Raw genomic sequence first — 15,574 nt, forward strand, 5'->3', positions numbered from 1 at the left:
GAACCTGTGACTAGGCTGCGGACATGGCCAGCGATGTGGACAGCGCACCGCTCGTCGGCCGCGCCGACCAGCTGGCGGTGCTGCGCGCCGCGCTCCACGACGAGATCGGCCCCGGGCAGACCGCCGCCGTCTTCGTCACCGGTGAGAGCGGGGTGGGCAAGACCCGGTTGCTCACCGAGGCTGCGGCGCGGCTGCGGGACGCGGGAGCGGTGGTGCTCACCGGCTCCTGCCTGGACATCGGCGACGCCTCCCCGCTGCACCCGGTGCTCCAGGCGTTACGCCGCTTCGACGCCGACCTCACCGCCGGCCAGGCCCGCACCTCGTCGGCGGTGCGGGGTCTGCTGCGGACGTTCGCCGCGGACAGCGGCGGCGCGGACAGCGCCGGGGCGCTGCTGGAACGGGTCTCCCGGGGGCTGAGCCTGATCGCCGAGGGCCGTCCGCTGGTGCTCGTCCTCGACGACCTGCAGTGGGTGGACCGGACCACCCGGCAACTCCTGCTCTATCTGCTCGCCGGCCTGGGCGAACTGCAACTGTCGGTGCTGGCGGCGGTCCGGGCCGAGTCGTTGCAGGGGGCCCACCCGCTGCGCCGGGTGCTCACCGAGCTACGTCGGTTGCGGTCGGTGCGGGTGCTCGACCTGGCCCCCCTCGACCGGACCGGCACCGACCTGCTGGCCGCCCGGATCGTCGGCGCGCCGCTCGCCCCGGAGGCCGCCGACCAGGTCTGGCAGCGCAGCGGCGGCAATCCGTTCGTGGTCGAGGAACTGGCCCGTGACCTGCGCGACGGCCGCGACGGGCTGTCCGACACGCTGCGCGAGATCTTCCTGTCCCGGGTGGACGCGCTGCCCCGGCACGCGCACGCCGCGGTGCACGCGGTGGCGGCGGGCGTCGAACCGGTCGAACACTGGCTGCTGGCCGAGGTGCTCGGCCTGCCCGAGGCCGAACTCATCGAGGCGCTGCGTGAGGCGGTCGCCCACCGGCTGCTCGTCGGCGCGGACGACGGCTACCGGCTGCGGCACCGGCTGGTCGCCGAGGTGCTCGCCCACGAGCTGCTCCCGGCGGAACGCGCCGGCCTGCACCGCCGTTACGCCGAGGCGCTCACCCGGGCTCCGGCGGAGCTGCACCAGGCCCGGCTGGCCCACCACTGGCGGCTGGCCGGTGAACCCGGTCGGGCCCTGCCGGCGGCGATGGCCGCCGCCCGGGAGGCCGAACGGCTGCACGGTTTCGCCGAGGCGCACCGACACTGGACGGCGGCGTTGCAGTTGGCCGCCACACCGGTCACCGGGCCGGCGGACGCCCCACCCGAGGTGGACCGGACGGCGCTGCTGGAGCGGGCCGCCGAGGCCGCCCACAAGAGCGGCGAGCACGCCCGCGCGCTGTCCCTGCTGGCTGAGCTGACCGGGGGTGAGCCGCTCGACCCGTCCTGCGCGGTACGTATCCAACGGGCCCGCTACCTGGCCGCCGCCGGCCGGTCCGCCCCCGCCGAGGCGGAGTACCGCAGCGTGCTGGAGTCCGTCGACTGCACCGCCCGGGAACGGGCTGCCGCCGCCGCCCAACTGGCCCACCTGCTGGTCCTGCAGGGCCGGTACGCCGATGCCGGACAGCGCGCCCGTACGGCGTTGGAGCTGGCCGCGTCCGTCGAGGGCAGCACCACGGAGGTGGTGCTGGCCAGCTCCGCGCTGGGCTTCAGCGAGGCGTTCCTGGAGGACCCGGACGCCGGCCTGGCCGTGGTGCGTCGGGCCCTGGAGACCGCCGAACGCTCCGGCGGCCCGGAGGACGTGGCCTGCGCGTACCTGCACCTGGCGGAGCTGCTGACCGGGCCGCTGAACATCCTCGAGGAGGGTGTGGTGGTGGCCCGCCGGGGTGCCGAGCGGGTCGCCGAGTTGGGCCTGGGCCGCACCTACGAGACCCGGCTGCTGGCCATCGCCACCAACGGGCTGTTCCGGGTCGGCCAGTGGGCGGAGGCGGAGAAGGTGGTCGCGGCGGCGCTGCGGCACCGCCCGTCCGGCGCCGACGCGGTCGAGCTGCTGCTGGCCCGCTGCCGGCTCTCCGTCGGGTACGGCGACGTCGCCGCGTCCGACCGGGACCTGGAGGCGGTGGCGACGATGCTGGCCGGCGGTGGCGCGCCCCGGCACGTCCTGCCGATGCTGATCCTGCGGGCCGGGTTGGCGATGTGGCAGGGCCGGCACGACGTGGCCCGGCAGGCCGTGCAGCGGGGCCTGACCGAGAGCCGCTCCGACGACGTGGTGCTGCTGGGCACGCTGGCCTGGCACGGGCTGCGCGCGGAGGCGGAGGCACACGCGAGCCGTACCGTGGCGGTCGACGAGACTGCCCTCCGCCGGCTGCGTGACGCGGTCGACCGGGTGGCGGCCAAGAGCGCGACGGCCGCCGGGCCGGTACGGGTCATCGCCGACGGCTTCCTGGCGTTGTGCATGGCCGAGCTGAGCCGCCTCGACGGCCGGGGCGACCCGGACGCCTGGGCCCGGTCGGCGGCCGAGTGGGACAGGCGCAACCACCCCTACCCGGCGGCCTACTCCCGGCTGCGGCAGGCCGAGGCGTTGCTGGCCCGGCGCAGCCGCAGCGGTGCGGCGAGCACCCTGCTGCGGCAGGCCCACGAGATGGCGTCGAGCCTGGGTGCGGTGCCGCTGACCAGCGAGATCCGGACGCTGGCCGGCCGGGCGCGGGTGGAACTGACCGGGCGGGTCCAGCCTGCGGGGCGGGTCCCGACGCCCCGCACGGGCGGCTCCCGGTCGCCGGGCGCGGGCCGCAGCCGTGCCGTCGCAGCGGGGGAGGCCGCCGTCCCGCCCGGGCCCGACGAGCTGGCCCTGCTGACCGCGCGGGAACGGGAGGTGCTTGCCGCGGTGGCCGAAGGGTTGACCAACAGGGAGATCGGCCAGCGGCTGTTCATCAGCGAACGCACCATCGGCGTGCACGTGTCGCACATCTTCGACAAGCTCCAGGTGCGGACCAGGGTCCAGGCCAGCGCCATCCACCTGCGTAACCGGGGCGAGTGAGCGTACGTCCGACGCGGGCGAATACGTCGTTCTACTGATCCCCGCTGCGGCCGGGGCTGACAGGCTGTCTCTCGGAAACGACGGCGCGGCGCTGCCCCGACCACTGTGGAGGAGACATGACGGAACCGGTCTGGGGGCCCGTCCACGCGGACATCGTCGATCTCCTCGCCGACCACCCGGAGGACGTCCCGGCGGTGGTCGACCACCTCACCAAGCTCCAGGACCTGCTGGTGCGGCTGCCGCCGCTGGAGCGCAGCTGCCCGCTCGCCGACTTCAACCGGCTGTACCTGACCATCACCAGCCGGGTGCTGGAGGGGCTCTACGACGACTACTTCGCCGACCCGGTGTTCCTGTCCCGGCTGGACGTGGAGTTCGCCGCCCGCTACTTCGACGCGATGCGGCTGTGGACCGAGTCCAGCCCGACCACCCCGCGCGCCTGGGCGTGCCTGTTCAAGCGGATGCGTGGCCCGGACGCCCGGCCGTTGCCGTCGGCGGCGGCGGGGGTGAACGCGCACATCAACTTCGACCTGCCGTTCGCCCTGGTGACCACGTTCGACCACCTGGAGTCCGAGCCGGTGGACGGCACCGAACAGCACCGCGACTACCTCAAGATCAACGACATTTTCGCCGACAAGATCCCGTCGCTGCGGCGGGGTTACCTGGAGCGGTGGCAACTGCTCCTGGACATGCTCAACGGCGACATCGACGACTGGTACCAGGGCGAACTGGTCGAATACACCAGGGACGTGGCCTGGCGCAACGCGCAGAAGATCTGGCGTTGCCGGCACGATCCGCAGGCCCGAGACGGCGAGCGCACCCGGCTGGACGACAATGCCGCTGCGCTCGGCCGGCTGCTGCTGTCACCGCTGGGGGCGTTCCTGCAGTAGCAGCCGGGACGGGGGGTCCCCGCGCCCCGGGAAACCGGGGCGCGGGGACGCGTCCGTTACGCCAGGATGACCGGATGCGCCCGACCGAGGAACCGCTGCCCGGCAACGTCACCACCGGCGTGGTGCGGGTCGGCGACACCGTCCGCCGGCCGGTCGGCCCGTGGACCGACGCCGTCGATGCCCTGCTGACCCACCTGCGCGCCGTCGGCTTCGACGGCGCGCCCCGGCCGCTGGGCCGCGACGAGCAGGGCCGGCAGGTGCTGGAGTACGTGCCGGGGGAGCCGGGCCACCCCTCGGGGCTCTACCCGACGGCGGACCTGCCCTCGATCGGCCGGCTGCTGGCCGACCTGCACCGTGCCACCGCCGGGTTCGTGCCCCCCGAACCGGCCCGCTGGCAGGTGCCGATCCGCCCCGACGGCACGGACCTGATCTGCCACCACGACCCCGCCCCCTGGAACCTGGTCCGCGCCCCCCGGGGCTGGGTGCTGATCGACTGGGACGGTGCCGGCCCCGGCACCCGCCGCTGGGAGTTGGCGTACGCCGCGCAGGCCATGGCGGGGATGCGCCCCGACCGGCCGGTGCCCGACTCGGCCCGCCGGCTGCGCGCCCTGATCGACGGGTACGACCTGCCGGCGGCGCACCGGCCCGCGCTCGCCGCGACCCTCGGCCCCCGGGCGCGGGCCATGTACGACCTGCTGTGCGACGGTGCCCGGCGTGGTGTGCAGCCCTGGGCCCGGATCCACGCCGAGGACGGCCCCTACTGGCGGGCCGTCGCCGAGCACCTGTCGGCCCACGTGGACGACTGGACCCGCGCCCTGACGTGACCCGGCCGGCCGGCGTGCGCCACCCCGGCCGGTCACGTCACCCGTGGGCGCGCGCCTCGGTCGCACGGCACCCGTGGGCCCGCCCCCGTCGCAGGGCACCCACGGGGCCGCCCCGGTCGCAGGGCAGCTGTGCGGTCGGCCCGAGGTCGCCGTGCCGGTTGGCGGCATCCGGGTGTCGGACGGCCCGCCCGGGGTACCCGTCGGTCATGCCCGCACACCGGTTCGCGTTCCGGTTCGATCCGCCGTTCCGGGTGCCGTTGGCGCTGCTCGGCATCCGGCCGCAGACCTGCGACGTGCTGCTCGACGATGCGGAACTGGTGATCCGGTTCGGCCGCTGGCGGCTGCGGACCGGCCGGGCGAACGTGGTCGACGCCCGGCGCGGCGGGCCGTACCGCTGGTGGCGGGCCGTCGGGCCGCACCTGTCCCTGGCCGACCGGGGGGTCACCTTCGGCACCGGCACCGCGGCCGGGGTGTGCCTGCGGTTCGGTACCCCGGTGCCGGCGCTGGCCCCCGGCCGGTGGCTGCGCCATCCGGCGGCCACCGTGACGGTGACCGACCCGGACGCCCTGCTGGCGGCCCTGCACGGCATCCCGGTCGACCGGCCCGGTCCCGCCTGACTGCCCGCCTTCCCCTGTTCCGGCCGGCCCGCCCGACCCCGGCTTCCCCTGTTCCGGCCGGCCGGACCGCCTCCAGCGCCTACCGTCGGGGAGAGGGGACACGAGGGCGGTCGGCGGATGGCGGACGGGCGGGACGGGACGCGGGGACGGCGGACCCGGGAACGACGGGGGAACGCGCCGCCACCGGGGCACGGGCGGGCGCTGCGCGAGGCCCGGGACGCCGGCCAGGGTGAGCGCACCCGACCCGGGCCGGTGGGCCTGCCGGAGTGCGTGAACAGTCACGCCCGGCCGGCCCGGCCCGGTGGCGCGCTGCGCCGGTGGCTGTTCGCGTACCGGGTGCAGCCGGTCGGCCCGGAGACCGAGGAGGGCAGCCAGCGCCGGCATCCCTGGTGGCAGGTGATGTGCCTGACCGGGGTCGACTACTTCTCGACCCTGTCCTACCTGCCGGGCATCGCGGCGCTGGCCGCCGGGGCGCTCTCCCCGCTGGCCACCCTGCTGATCGTGGCGCTGACCCTGCTCGGGATGCTGCCGATGTACCGGCGGGTCGCCCGGGAGAGCCCGCACGGGCAGGGCTCGGTGGCGATGCTGGAACGGCTGCTGCCGTTCTGGCGGGGCAAGATCTTCGTCCTGGTGCTGCTCGGGTTCGTCGCCACCTCATGGATCATCACGATCACCCTCTCCGCCGCCGACGCCACGGTGCACCTGCTGGAGAACCCGTACCTGCCGTCGTCGGCACCGCACGGCGAGGGGGTGGCCGTGCTGGTGACGGTGGCGCTGCTGCTCGTCCTCGGCGGGGTGTTCCTGCTCGGGTTCAGCGAGGCGGTGCTGGTGGCCGTACCCCTGGTGGTGGTCTTCCTCGGTCTCAACGCGGTGATCGTGGCCGACGGCCTGGCCGGGATCGCCGCCGACCCGGGCACCGTGCGGAACTGGACGGCCGCCCTGACCGCCGGGGGTTCCGGCGTGGGTGACCTGGTCGGCCCGGCGGTGCTGGCCTTCCCGCTGCTGGTCCTCGGCCTGTCCGGCTTCGAGACGGGGGTGAGCATGATGCCCCTGGTACGCGGGGCGGGCGAGGACCGTGGGCAGCGGCTGGCCGCGCGGATCCGCAACACCCGCCGGCTGCTCACCGCCGCCGCGCTGATCATGTCGGTGTACCTGCTGACCACCACGTTCGTCACCACCGTGCTGATCCCGCCCCGGGAGTTCCAGCCGGGCGGCGCGGCGAACGGCCGGGCGCTGGCCTGGCTGGCCCACGCCCGGCTCGGCGAGGGGTTCGGCACGCTCTACGACATCAGCAGCGTGCTGATCCTCTGGTTCGCCGGGGCGTCGGCGATGGCCGGCCTGATCAACATCGTGCCGCGCTACCTACCGTCGTACGGGATGGCGCCGGAGTGGGGGCGGGCGGTCCGGCCGGTGGTGCTGGTCTACACCCTGATCAGCATCGTCATCACCGTCGCCTTCCGGGCCGACGTCAACGCCCAGGCCGGCGCGTACGCCACCGGCATCCTGGCGATGATGGTCTCCGGCGCGGTGGCGGTGACCATCGCGACCGTCCGGGCCCGGCACCGGTTCGCCGCCGCCGGCTTCGCGCTGCTCACCGCCGTGCTGCTCTACGCGCTGACCGAGAACGTCATCGAGAAACCCGACGGGCTCGCCATCTCCGGCATGTTCATCGCCGGCATCGTGGTGGTGTCGCTGATCTCCCGGATCACCCGGACCACCGAGCTGCGCACCGAACGGATCGAGTTCGACGAGCCGGCCCGACGGTTCGTCGCCGAGTCGCTGGCCCACGACGGCCGGCTGCACCTGATCGCCCACAAACGCGACAGCGGCGCGCTCAAGGAGTACCGGGTCAAGGAGCGGGCACAGCGGGGGATGAACCCGGTGCCGGGCGCCTCCGACGTGCTCTTCCTGGAGATCGACGTGGTGGACCCGTCGGAGTTCAGCCAGGTGCTGTGGGTGCACGGGGTCGAGGTGGGCGGCTTCCGGGTGCTGCGGGCCAGCAGCCCGGCGGTGCCGAACGCGATCGCCGCCATCCTGCTGGCGCTGCGCGACGGCACGGGGGTCCGCCCGCACGCCCACTTCGAGTGGTCCGAGGGCAACCCCATCGCCCACCTGCTGCGCTACCTGATCCTCGGTCGGGGCGACACCCCACCCGTGGTCCGCGAGATCATCCGCAAGAGCGAACCCGACCCCTCCCGCCGCCCCGGCATCCACGTAGGCGCCTGACCCACACCCACCCCGTGCTCCCTCGCCCCGCCCGCCCCGCGCTGGCCCCGCCCCGCCCCGCCCCGCCCCCGCCCCGCCGCTGTGCCCCGCCCGCCCCCGGCTTTGCCCGGTGATCAAGAGGTTTGCGTCACCGGAGCACGCTTTTCTGACCGAAACCTCTTGATCACCGGTCCACAACCTCTTGATCACTGCATGACGGTTGTCGATGGAGGGGGGAGGGGCGGAGGGGTGGAGGGAGCTTGTGGGATGGGTTCCTAGGATGCTTAGGGGGTGTGGGGTGGCGGGCGTGGCTGGCGCGGGAGGGGGTGATCTGGAGCGGACATGACGCGGCCCGCGCCCCGAGGGGTGGGCGCGGGCCGGGAAGCTGCGGCTTACTTCGACGGCTCGGGGAGCTTGCAGTCGATCTTCGGGTTGGCGCCGATGTAGTTGAGCGGCCCGGCCACGATCGTCACCAGGATCGTGCCGGCCTCGGCACAGTTGGTGTCGTCGTTCCCGTAATAGCCCCGCTGACCAGCGGCGATAGCGCCGATGACCAGCCAGATGACGACGATGACTCCGAGGATCGACGTACCGCGCATGGGGGTGCCTCCCGGCTTGTGTGATGTTCGAGGTGACGCCCATGTACCCCATGGCCGGGACCGGGTAAACGGTATTCCGGAACGGTCAGCGCTATGGTGCACAATTCACCGACGGTGGCCACCGCGTACCGGACGACGGCGAGGGCTGGTGGACACGCCTCGCACGTGTCCACCAGCCCTCGCCGTCGGTTCGGCGGTCAGTCCTGGCTGTCGGTGCCGGTCGGCGTCGGCAGCACCCGCTCGGCCTCGGCACCCGCACCGGCCAGCACCTGTGCCTGCTGCGGCCAGGTGGCCAGGCTCGCGGTGGCGCGCAGCCCGGCGGCACGGATCGTCTCCCGCAGGCTCGTCTCGTCCAGCGCGGCGAGCTGCCGGTAGCTGCGGATGCCGGCAGCCTGGAGCGCTGCGGCCAGCTTCGGGCCGATCCCCTGGATACGCCGGAAGTCGTCCACCGGCTCGTCCTGCGCCGCCGCGACGTCGGCGACGGAGGCACCCGGTGAAACCGGGGCACCGTCCGAGGCGGGGGCACCGTCCGGAACCGGGGCTTGCTCCGGAACCGGGGTGCTGTCGGCGTCGGGGGTGCGTTGCGTCGGGATCACCGGCTCTGCGGCGACCGGGACGTCGTCCACGTCGGGCACTCGCGGGGAGGTGCGCTCGGACGCACCGGCCGGCTCGGCTTCCGCAACGCCGCCAGTCGGCTCGATCTCCGCAACGCCGGCCGGCTCCGCAACGCCGGCCGGCTCCGCAACGCCGGCCGGCTCCGCAACGCCGGCCGGGGTCGACGCGTCCACCGGCATCGGCTCACCGGCCGGGGTCGGCTCGTCAACCGGCGTCGGTTCATCAACCGGCGTCGACGCGACTGCCGGGGTCGGCTCACCGGCCGAGGCCGGCTCGTCAGCCGGGGCCGAGGTGTCATCCGGACCCGAGGTGTCATCCGGGCCCGAGGTGTCATCCGGGCCCGAAGCGTCATCCGGGCCCGAAGTGTCGGTCGGGGCCGAAGCGTCAGTCGGGGTGACGTCCGAGGCGGTGACCGGGGCCGCGGTGACCGGGGCCGTGGCGTCCGGCTCCGGGGCCACCGGGGCCGGCAGGTCGGCCGCCGCGCTGTCCGGGGTGTCCTCGACGGTGGTCCGGGGCGCGGGAACCGGCGCGGTGGTCTCATCGGTGACGCCGCTTCCGGGCGCGTCGTCACAGGTGGTGCGGCCGGTCAGGTCGATGGTGGTGGGTTCGTCCGCGAGGTCCGGCAGGGGGGCGGTCCGGTCGGTGGCGACCGTGCTGGAGGTGCCGTTGACGGCGGCGTCCTCGACGTCGGCGGTGGAGGGAGCGGCGGAGTCAGCGGCAGCGGAGGACTCGGCGGGGACGGCCGTGCCGGCAGCGGCGGCAGACCCGGTGGTGGTCGGGACGGGGTGGTCGGCGTCCGGCGCGACGCGCGGGGTGGGCTCGTCGACGACGGCGGCGGGTGCCGGGGAGGTGTCGAGGGTGGCGGCCGGGCGCGGGGCGTCGATCGTGGCGGCGGCCTTCTCCTCCGGGGAGAGCCCCACCACCGGGTCACCCTCCACGATGGGCGTGGCGGTGGTCGGCTTCTGCCGCCCCCACAGCGCCCAGCCTCCGGCCAGGCCCACCAGCAGAGCCAAGATCACGACGAGCCACTGCCCGACAGTTGACGGCACGGCTACCTCCCTATCGCGTATGTCGTTGAGATCGCGAGGAAAACGCGAAAACCCGCCGCAGCTTTGCATACGCGAATGTCGGACGACAGGGAGGACCACACCTCGTTGCGCAGGTGGAATGCCCGGTGTCGGGTGGTATCGACGTCACGACAGGGCGTCGACGTCGGGAGGGCTCCGCGCCCCGGCGGCGGTTCAGCGCAGCGGCTCCGGACTGGGCGCGTCGGAGACGTCCCAGCTGTAGAAGCAGCCGGCCGGCGCGTCCCGGGGCGACCGCCAGGTCGGCAGGTACGCCGACGTGTGGGCCGACAACCGTTCGTTGGTCCGCTGGTACAGCGGGTGCCGGCGGGCGGTGACCAGGGTGTCGACGTCCACCTCGGTGGTTTCCATCAGGTGTACGCACAGGTCGTGCAGGCGGTACAGGGAGCGGTGGCGCAGCCCGGTGAGTCCGGGTAGTTCGGTCGCGTCGGCTTCGGCGAAGATCTGGGCGACCCGCCCCTCCGCGCCGGGAATGATCCTGCTGACGATCACCAGACGGCTCATCGGACCCCTCTCGCCGGTGGCGCGCCCCGATCGGTCCAGGGCTCACGGTGGGTCCACCCTGGCGGTGGGGCTGTCACCTCGTCGTCACGCCGTCCGGCCGGATCGTGACGGCGGGCGGCCGGGGTGCGGCGGGTGGCCTGCCGGATCGGGGCGAGGGTCTCGTCGACCAGGGCGCACATCGCGGGGGACGGTTCCAGGCGCAGTTCCCGCATGAGCAGGTCCCGGTAGACGTAGAAGGCGTGCACCGCCTCGAACGCGTTGCCCTCGGCGAGGTGGATGCGCACCACCAGGCGGTGCGGGGTCTCGCGGAGCGGTTCGGCGGCCATCGCCTCCAGGGCGGCCTGTAACGCCTCGCCGTGCCGTCCGGCGTCGAGGTGGTCGACGGCGAGCTGTTCCAGCATGTGCAGCCGGAGCTGGCGCAGCCGTTCCCGGTCCAGCAGGACCCAGTCGTCGTACCAGCCGGGGAGCAGGTCGCGGCTGCCGGCGGCGAGCGCGTCGGCGGCGGCGCGCGGGTCACCCCCGTCGCGGACCCGGGCGGCGGTGGCGACCAGGTCGTCCACGTCGAGCCGGACGGCCGGATCGAGGCGGACGGTGTCCCCGCTGACCAGCAGCGGGCAGCAGGGGTCCTGGCGTAGCCGCCACAGGGCGGTGCGCAGGGACGACAACGCCCGTTCCTCGGGCACCTCGGGCCAGAGCAGCCCGGCGAGGTTGCTGCGGGTGGCGCCGGGGCGCAGCCCGATCAGGGCGATCACCCGTTGCAGCCCCCGGGGGACCACCACGGGGGTGTCGCCGTGCAGCAGCCGGAAACCGCCGAGCAGGTGCAGGCGTACCGGAGCGCCGTTGGTCGGCGTGCTGGCATGACCGGTCACGGGCGCACCCCCTGCACGGAAACCTGGGTCCAGATCGTCCGGTGTCCCGACGGGGTCCCCCGCGACGCCGTGGCCGGTTCCCTGCGCGGCCGGGCCGGGCCGGCCGGCACGAACACTACCAATATGATTACTCTCGGTCAACGAAAGTGTAGGCATGGTGACCGGGCCGCATTGCCCCTGATCTGCGAACCTCCATCACAATGGACAGCTCGCGCATAGCCGGTACACAGCATGCGTCAACGCACCGTCACCATCGTGCGGAGGTGTCGGGGGCCGCTGGGTGACGCCGGGGTGACGGGTCCGGCCGCAGGGTGGCGGCTACCGGGGTGAGTCGCCCGGTGGAGGAGGACCCGAGATGACCGTCACCCACGGCCGACCGCTGACCAGCGAGATCACCGAGATCCTGGTGACCCGCTGCGGTCTCGACGCCGATGCCGCTGCCCGCGCGCCCGCCGCCAGCCTGGAGGAGCTGGGCATGGACTCGCTGGCGTTGCTGGAACTGTCCGCCGTGGTCGCCGACCGCTGGCGGGTACGCATCCCCGAACAGGCCGGGCAGCTGAGCATCGCCGGCGTCGCCGACCTGGTGGCCGACGCCGGACCGGCCGGGCACACCGAGAACAGCATCCTCATCGCCGCCCCGTTGGCGCTGGTCTGGGAGATCACCAACGACGTGGCCCGCTGGACGGACCTGTTCACCGAGTACGCGGTGGTGGAGATCCTGCACCGGGAGGGGGACACGGTCCGGTTCCGGCTGACCATGCACCCCGACGAGAACGGCATCGCATGGAGCTGGGTCAGCGAACGTACCGCCGACCCGGCGACCTGGCAGGTGCGGGCCCGGCGGGTGGAGACCGGACCGTTCGAGTACATGCGCATCCACTGGTACTACGACACGGAACCGGCGGGCACCCGGATGACCTGGGTGCAGGACTTCGCGATGAAGCCGACCGCGCCGGTGGACGACGTGGCGATGACCGAGCGGATCAACACCAACAGCCGGGTGCAACTGGCCGTGATCAAGGAACGGATCGAGCGGGTGTACGCGGGAGGCGGCGATGAGTGAGGTCACCACCGGTCTGGTCGCTGCCCGGGACGTGCCGGCCGACCGGCGACGCGGCGGGGAGCTGCGGGTGCTGCTCGGCCCGCGTACCGTCGGCAGCACCTCGGGGTTCATGGGGGTGGTGACGGTGGCCCCCGGTGACCGGGTGGCCGAGCACTACCACCCGTACAGCGAGGAGTTCCTGTACCTGGTGCGCGGCGCGATCACCGTGGACCTGGACGACGAGCCGGTGCCGCTGGCCGCCGGAGAGGCGCTGTTCGTGCCGCGTAACGTGCGGCACCGGTTGCGCAACACCGGTGACGCCCCCGCCGAGGTGGTGTTCCACCTCGGCCCGCTCGCCCCCCGCCCGGAACTCGGCCACGTCGACACCGAACTGGTGGAGCAGCGGGGTCCGTCGTGACCGGGCGGCGTGCCGTGGTGACCGGGGTCGGGGTGGTCGCCCCGGGCGGGGTGACCCGGGACCGGTTCTGGAAGACCCTCACCGAGGGGCGGACGGCCACCAGGCGGATCAGCTTCTTCGACCCGTCGCCGTACCGGTCGCAGATCGCCGCCGAGTGTGACTTCGACCCGGACGCCGCCGGGTTGACCCCGGCGCAGCGGCAACGCTCCGACCGGTACGTGCAGTTCGCCCTGGCCTGCGCGGCGGAGGCGCTGGCCGACAGCGGCCTGGAGTTGACCGACGCCGAGCGGGACGTCGCCGGGGTGGTGCTGGGCACCGCCGTCGGCGGCACCACCGCGCTGGAGCAGGAGTACGTCCGGGTCAGCGACGCCGGCCGGCACTGGCTGGTCGACCACGCCCTCGGTGGGCCGTACCTCTACCAGGCGTTGGTGCCGAGCAGCCTCGCCGCCGACGTGGCCTGCCGGCACGGGCTGCACGGCCCGGCGCAGGTGGTCTCCACCGGCTGCACCTCGGGCATCGACGCCATCGGGTACGCCCACCAACTCGTCGTCGACGGGGAGGCGGACATCGTGCTGGCCGGCGCGGCGGACTCGCCGATCTCCCCGGTCACCGTGGCCTCGTTCGACGCGATCCGGGCGACCAGCCCGGACAACGACGACCCGGGGCACGCCAGCCGCCCGTTCGACGCCCACCGGCAGGGTTTCGTGCTCGCCGAGGGGGCCGCGGTGCTGGTGCTGGAGGAGTGGGAGCACGCCCGGCGGCGCGGCGCGCACGTCTACTGCGAGGTGGCCGGCTACGCCGGGCGCAGCAACGGTTTCCACATGACCGGGTTGCGGCCCGACGGGGTGGAGATGGGGCTGGCCATCGCGGCGGCGCTACGGGAGGCCCGGCTGGACCCGTCGGCGGTCTCCTACGTCAGCGCGCACGGCTCCGGCACCCGGCAGAACGACAGGCACGAGACGGCGGCGTTCAAGCGGGCGCTGGGCCCTACGGCGTACCAGGTGCCGGTGAGTTCGATCAAGTCGATGGTCGGGCACTCGCTGGGCGCGATCGGCGCCATCGAGATGGCCGCCTGCGCCCTGGCCATCGAGTACGGGGTGGTGCCGCCGACGGCCAACTGGACCACCCGGGACCCGGAGTGCGACCTGGACTACGTGCCGAACGTGGCCCGGGAGACCCCGGTCGACGTGGCCCTGTCGGTGGGCAGCGGGTTCGGGGGTTTCCAGTCCGCGATGCTGTTCCGCCGGCTGGCGGTGGCGCGGTGACGCTCCCCGCCCCCGCCGTCACCCCGGCCCCCGGGGAGCGGGCGCGGGCGGTGGTGACCGGGATCGGGGTGGTCGCGCCCAGCGGCATCGGCGTCGACGCGCACTGGCGGACGGTGACCTCGGGGGTCCGACGGACCGGGCCGATCACCCTGTTCGACCCGACCGGCTATCCCACCCGGGTCGGTGGCGAGGTGCCCGGCTTCCAGCCGGCCGCGTACGTCGACACCCGGCAGCTCGTGCAGACCGACAGGTGGACCCAGCTCGGCTTCGCCGCGACGGCGTTGGCGCTCGCCGACGCCGGGTTGCCCGCCCGCGCCCCGGACCCGTACGCCTGGGCGGTCACCCTGGCCAGTTCGTCGGGGGGGAACCTGTTCGGCCAGCGGGAGCTGCAACGGCTCTGGGGCGGGCCGAGCCGCACCGTCGGGGCGTACCAGTCGATCGCCTGGTTCTATGCGGCCAGCGTCGGGCAGTTGTCCATCCACCACCAGTTCAAGGGGCCGTCGGGGGTGCTGGTCGCCGAGACGGCCGGTGGGCTGGACAGCCTGGCGCACGCGGTGCGCACCATCCGGCGGGGCACGTCGGTGGTGGTCGCCGGGGCGACCGAGTGCCCGCTGAGCCCGTACGCGCTGGCCTGCCAGCTCCGTTCCGGGCTGCTCAGTGCCGTCGACGAGCCGGCGGCGGCGTACCTGCCGTTCGACCGGGCAGCCGGCGGGTACGTGCCCGCCGAGGGGGGTGCGGTCTTCGTGGTGGAGGAGCGGGGGCACGCGCTGGCCCGGGGCGCCCGGATCTACGGGGAGGTGACCGGTTGGGCGGCCACCCACGACGCGGTGCACACCGGCCCGGACACCGCAGGCGACCCGACGGCGTACGCGCGGGCGATGCGGCTGGCGCTGGACCGGGCCGGCTGCCCGCCCGACGAGGTGGACCTGGTCGTGCCCGACGCGCTCGGGGTGCCCCGCTACGACCGCAGCGAGGCGACGGCGCTGCGGACGGTCTTCGCTGACCGGCCGCCGCCGGTGAGCACGCACAAGTCGTTGACCGGCCGGGCCCACCAGGGTGGGTCGGCCCTGGACGTGGCGACCGCGCTGCTCGCCTTCCACCACGACATGCTGCCCGCCTCGGCCGGTCCGGTCGATCCGGCTCCGGGCTGCGAGTTGGGTTTCCTGCGTGCCCCGCGCCGGCCCGAGCGTCGGGTGGCGCTGGTCTGCGCGCGCGGCTTCGACGGCTTCAACAGCGCCCTGGTGCTCCGGGGCGTCGCGCCGACGCCGAGGAGCGCGACCGACTGATCACTGTGCGTGGCGCCTGAGGGTGTGCCCGGCCGGCGGAAGTCCGCCTGCCGGGCACACCCCTGTCCGGGTCCGGCGTGGACACTGCGCCGGGTCGTCGACGGTCCACGGTGACCGGTGCTGACCAGGGGGTGCCGTCGGATCGGCCGGATGCCGGCCGGAGCGTCGGGCACGGCGAGGCCGCCGGTGGTGTCGCGGGCCGGCGTACGCGCCCGATCCTGCCCGGCCGATCGAGCGGCGGCAATCCGGCCGGCCGCCTTTTATGATCTAGCCATTCGCACCTAGTAATGCTCTTCCGGGCTGTCGTAGGGTGCCGTGAGCACGACAAGAGGCATCATCTTTGGGCG

13 protein-coding genes are annotated in these 15,574 nt (G+C 74.1%); 9 read left to right on the forward strand and 4 right to left on the reverse strand.

The features are described 5' to 3' along the window. The first annotated feature begins 23 nt into the window (after nucleotides 1–23). From JQN84_RS23050 to JQN84_RS23070, 5 genes are all read left to right on the forward strand, one after another. Nucleotides 24–3,011 carry a helix-turn-helix transcriptional regulator gene (locus tag JQN84_RS23050; protein WP_204960599.1) on the forward strand — a complete coding sequence of 996 codons (2,988 nt, stop codon included), beginning with the start codon at nucleotides 24–26 and terminating at the stop codon, nucleotides 3,009–3,011. A gap of 116 nt (nucleotides 3,012–3,127) precedes the next feature. Then, a complete protein-coding gene (locus tag JQN84_RS23055; RefSeq protein ID WP_204960600.1) occupies nucleotides 3,128–3,898 on the forward strand; it encodes a DUF5995 family protein in 771 nt (256 codons plus the stop codon). A gap of 74 nt (nucleotides 3,899–3,972) precedes the next feature. Beyond that, a complete protein-coding gene (locus tag JQN84_RS23060; protein WP_204960601.1) occupies nucleotides 3,973–4,722 on the forward strand; it encodes a phosphotransferase in 750 nt (249 codons plus the stop codon). A gap of 206 nt (nucleotides 4,723–4,928) precedes the next feature. Then, nucleotides 4,929–5,339: a hypothetical protein gene (locus tag JQN84_RS23065; protein WP_204960602.1), complete on the forward strand. Its 411-nt coding sequence runs from the start codon at nucleotides 4,929–4,931 to the stop codon at nucleotides 5,337–5,339. Nucleotides 5,340–5,456: 117 nt separating this feature from the next. Further along, nucleotides 5,457–7,565, forward strand: a complete 2,109-nt coding sequence (locus JQN84_RS23070; protein WP_239485960.1) for an APC family permease — start codon at nucleotides 5,457–5,459, stop codon at nucleotides 7,563–7,565. Nucleotides 7,566–7,936: 371 nt separating this feature from the next. Here JQN84_RS23070 and JQN84_RS23075 read toward each other — a convergent pair whose 3' ends face one another. The 4 genes from JQN84_RS23075 to JQN84_RS23090 form a co-directional block, all read right to left on the reverse strand. Then, nucleotides 7,937–8,143 (reverse strand): hypothetical protein, encoded by a 207-nt coding sequence (locus JQN84_RS23075; RefSeq protein WP_204960603.1) that lies wholly within the window; start codon nucleotides 8,141–8,143, stop codon nucleotides 7,937–7,939. A 197-nt stretch (nucleotides 8,144–8,340) separates the two neighbouring features. After that, a complete protein-coding gene (locus JQN84_RS31610) occupies nucleotides 8,341–9,807 on the reverse strand; it encodes a helix-hairpin-helix domain-containing protein (protein WP_239485961.1) in 1,467 nt (488 codons plus the stop codon). A gap of 192 nt (nucleotides 9,808–9,999) precedes the next feature. After that, nucleotides 10,000–10,347: a TcmI family type II polyketide cyclase gene (locus JQN84_RS23085; protein WP_204960604.1), complete on the reverse strand. Its 348-nt coding sequence runs from the start codon at nucleotides 10,345–10,347 to the stop codon at nucleotides 10,000–10,002. Further along, nucleotides 10,344–11,372 (reverse strand): AfsR/SARP family transcriptional regulator, encoded by a 1,029-nt coding sequence (locus tag JQN84_RS23090; protein ID WP_239485962.1) that lies wholly within the window; start codon nucleotides 11,370–11,372, stop codon nucleotides 10,344–10,346. The genes JQN84_RS23085 and JQN84_RS23090 overlap by 4 nt, the downstream gene beginning before the upstream one ends. Nucleotides 11,373–11,571: 199 nt before the next feature. Here JQN84_RS23090 and JQN84_RS23095 point away from each other — a divergent pair, with 199 nt between their 5' ends. From JQN84_RS23095 to JQN84_RS23110, 4 genes are read left to right on the forward strand one after another with little or no spacing between them, the layout of a single operon-like run. Further along, on the forward strand, nucleotides 11,572–12,279 hold the full coding sequence (locus tag JQN84_RS23095; RefSeq protein WP_204960606.1) for an SRPBCC family protein: 708 nt from the start codon (nucleotides 11,572–11,574) through the stop codon (nucleotides 12,277–12,279). Beyond that, nucleotides 12,272–12,676: a cupin domain-containing protein gene (locus JQN84_RS23100; RefSeq protein WP_088647536.1), complete on the forward strand. Its 405-nt coding sequence runs from the start codon at nucleotides 12,272–12,274 to the stop codon at nucleotides 12,674–12,676. Before JQN84_RS23095 ends, JQN84_RS23100 begins: the two co-directional genes overlap by 8 nt. Next, on the forward strand, nucleotides 12,673–13,941 hold the full coding sequence (locus JQN84_RS23105; RefSeq protein WP_204960607.1) for a beta-ketoacyl-[acyl-carrier-protein] synthase family protein: 1,269 nt from the start codon (nucleotides 12,673–12,675) through the stop codon (nucleotides 13,939–13,941). The genes JQN84_RS23100 and JQN84_RS23105 overlap by 4 nt, the downstream gene beginning before the upstream one ends. After that, nucleotides 13,938–15,227, forward strand: coding sequence for a beta-ketoacyl synthase N-terminal-like domain-containing protein (locus tag JQN84_RS23110; RefSeq protein WP_204960608.1), 1,290 nt, complete (start codon nucleotides 13,938–13,940; stop codon nucleotides 15,225–15,227). The genes JQN84_RS23105 and JQN84_RS23110 overlap by 4 nt, the downstream gene beginning before the upstream one ends. Nucleotides 15,228–15,574: the final 347 nt, after the last annotated feature.

This window comes from Micromonospora humidisoli, assembly GCF_016900955.1.
Lineage (GTDB): Bacteria > Actinomycetota > Actinomycetes > Mycobacteriales > Micromonosporaceae > Micromonospora > Micromonospora wenchangensis.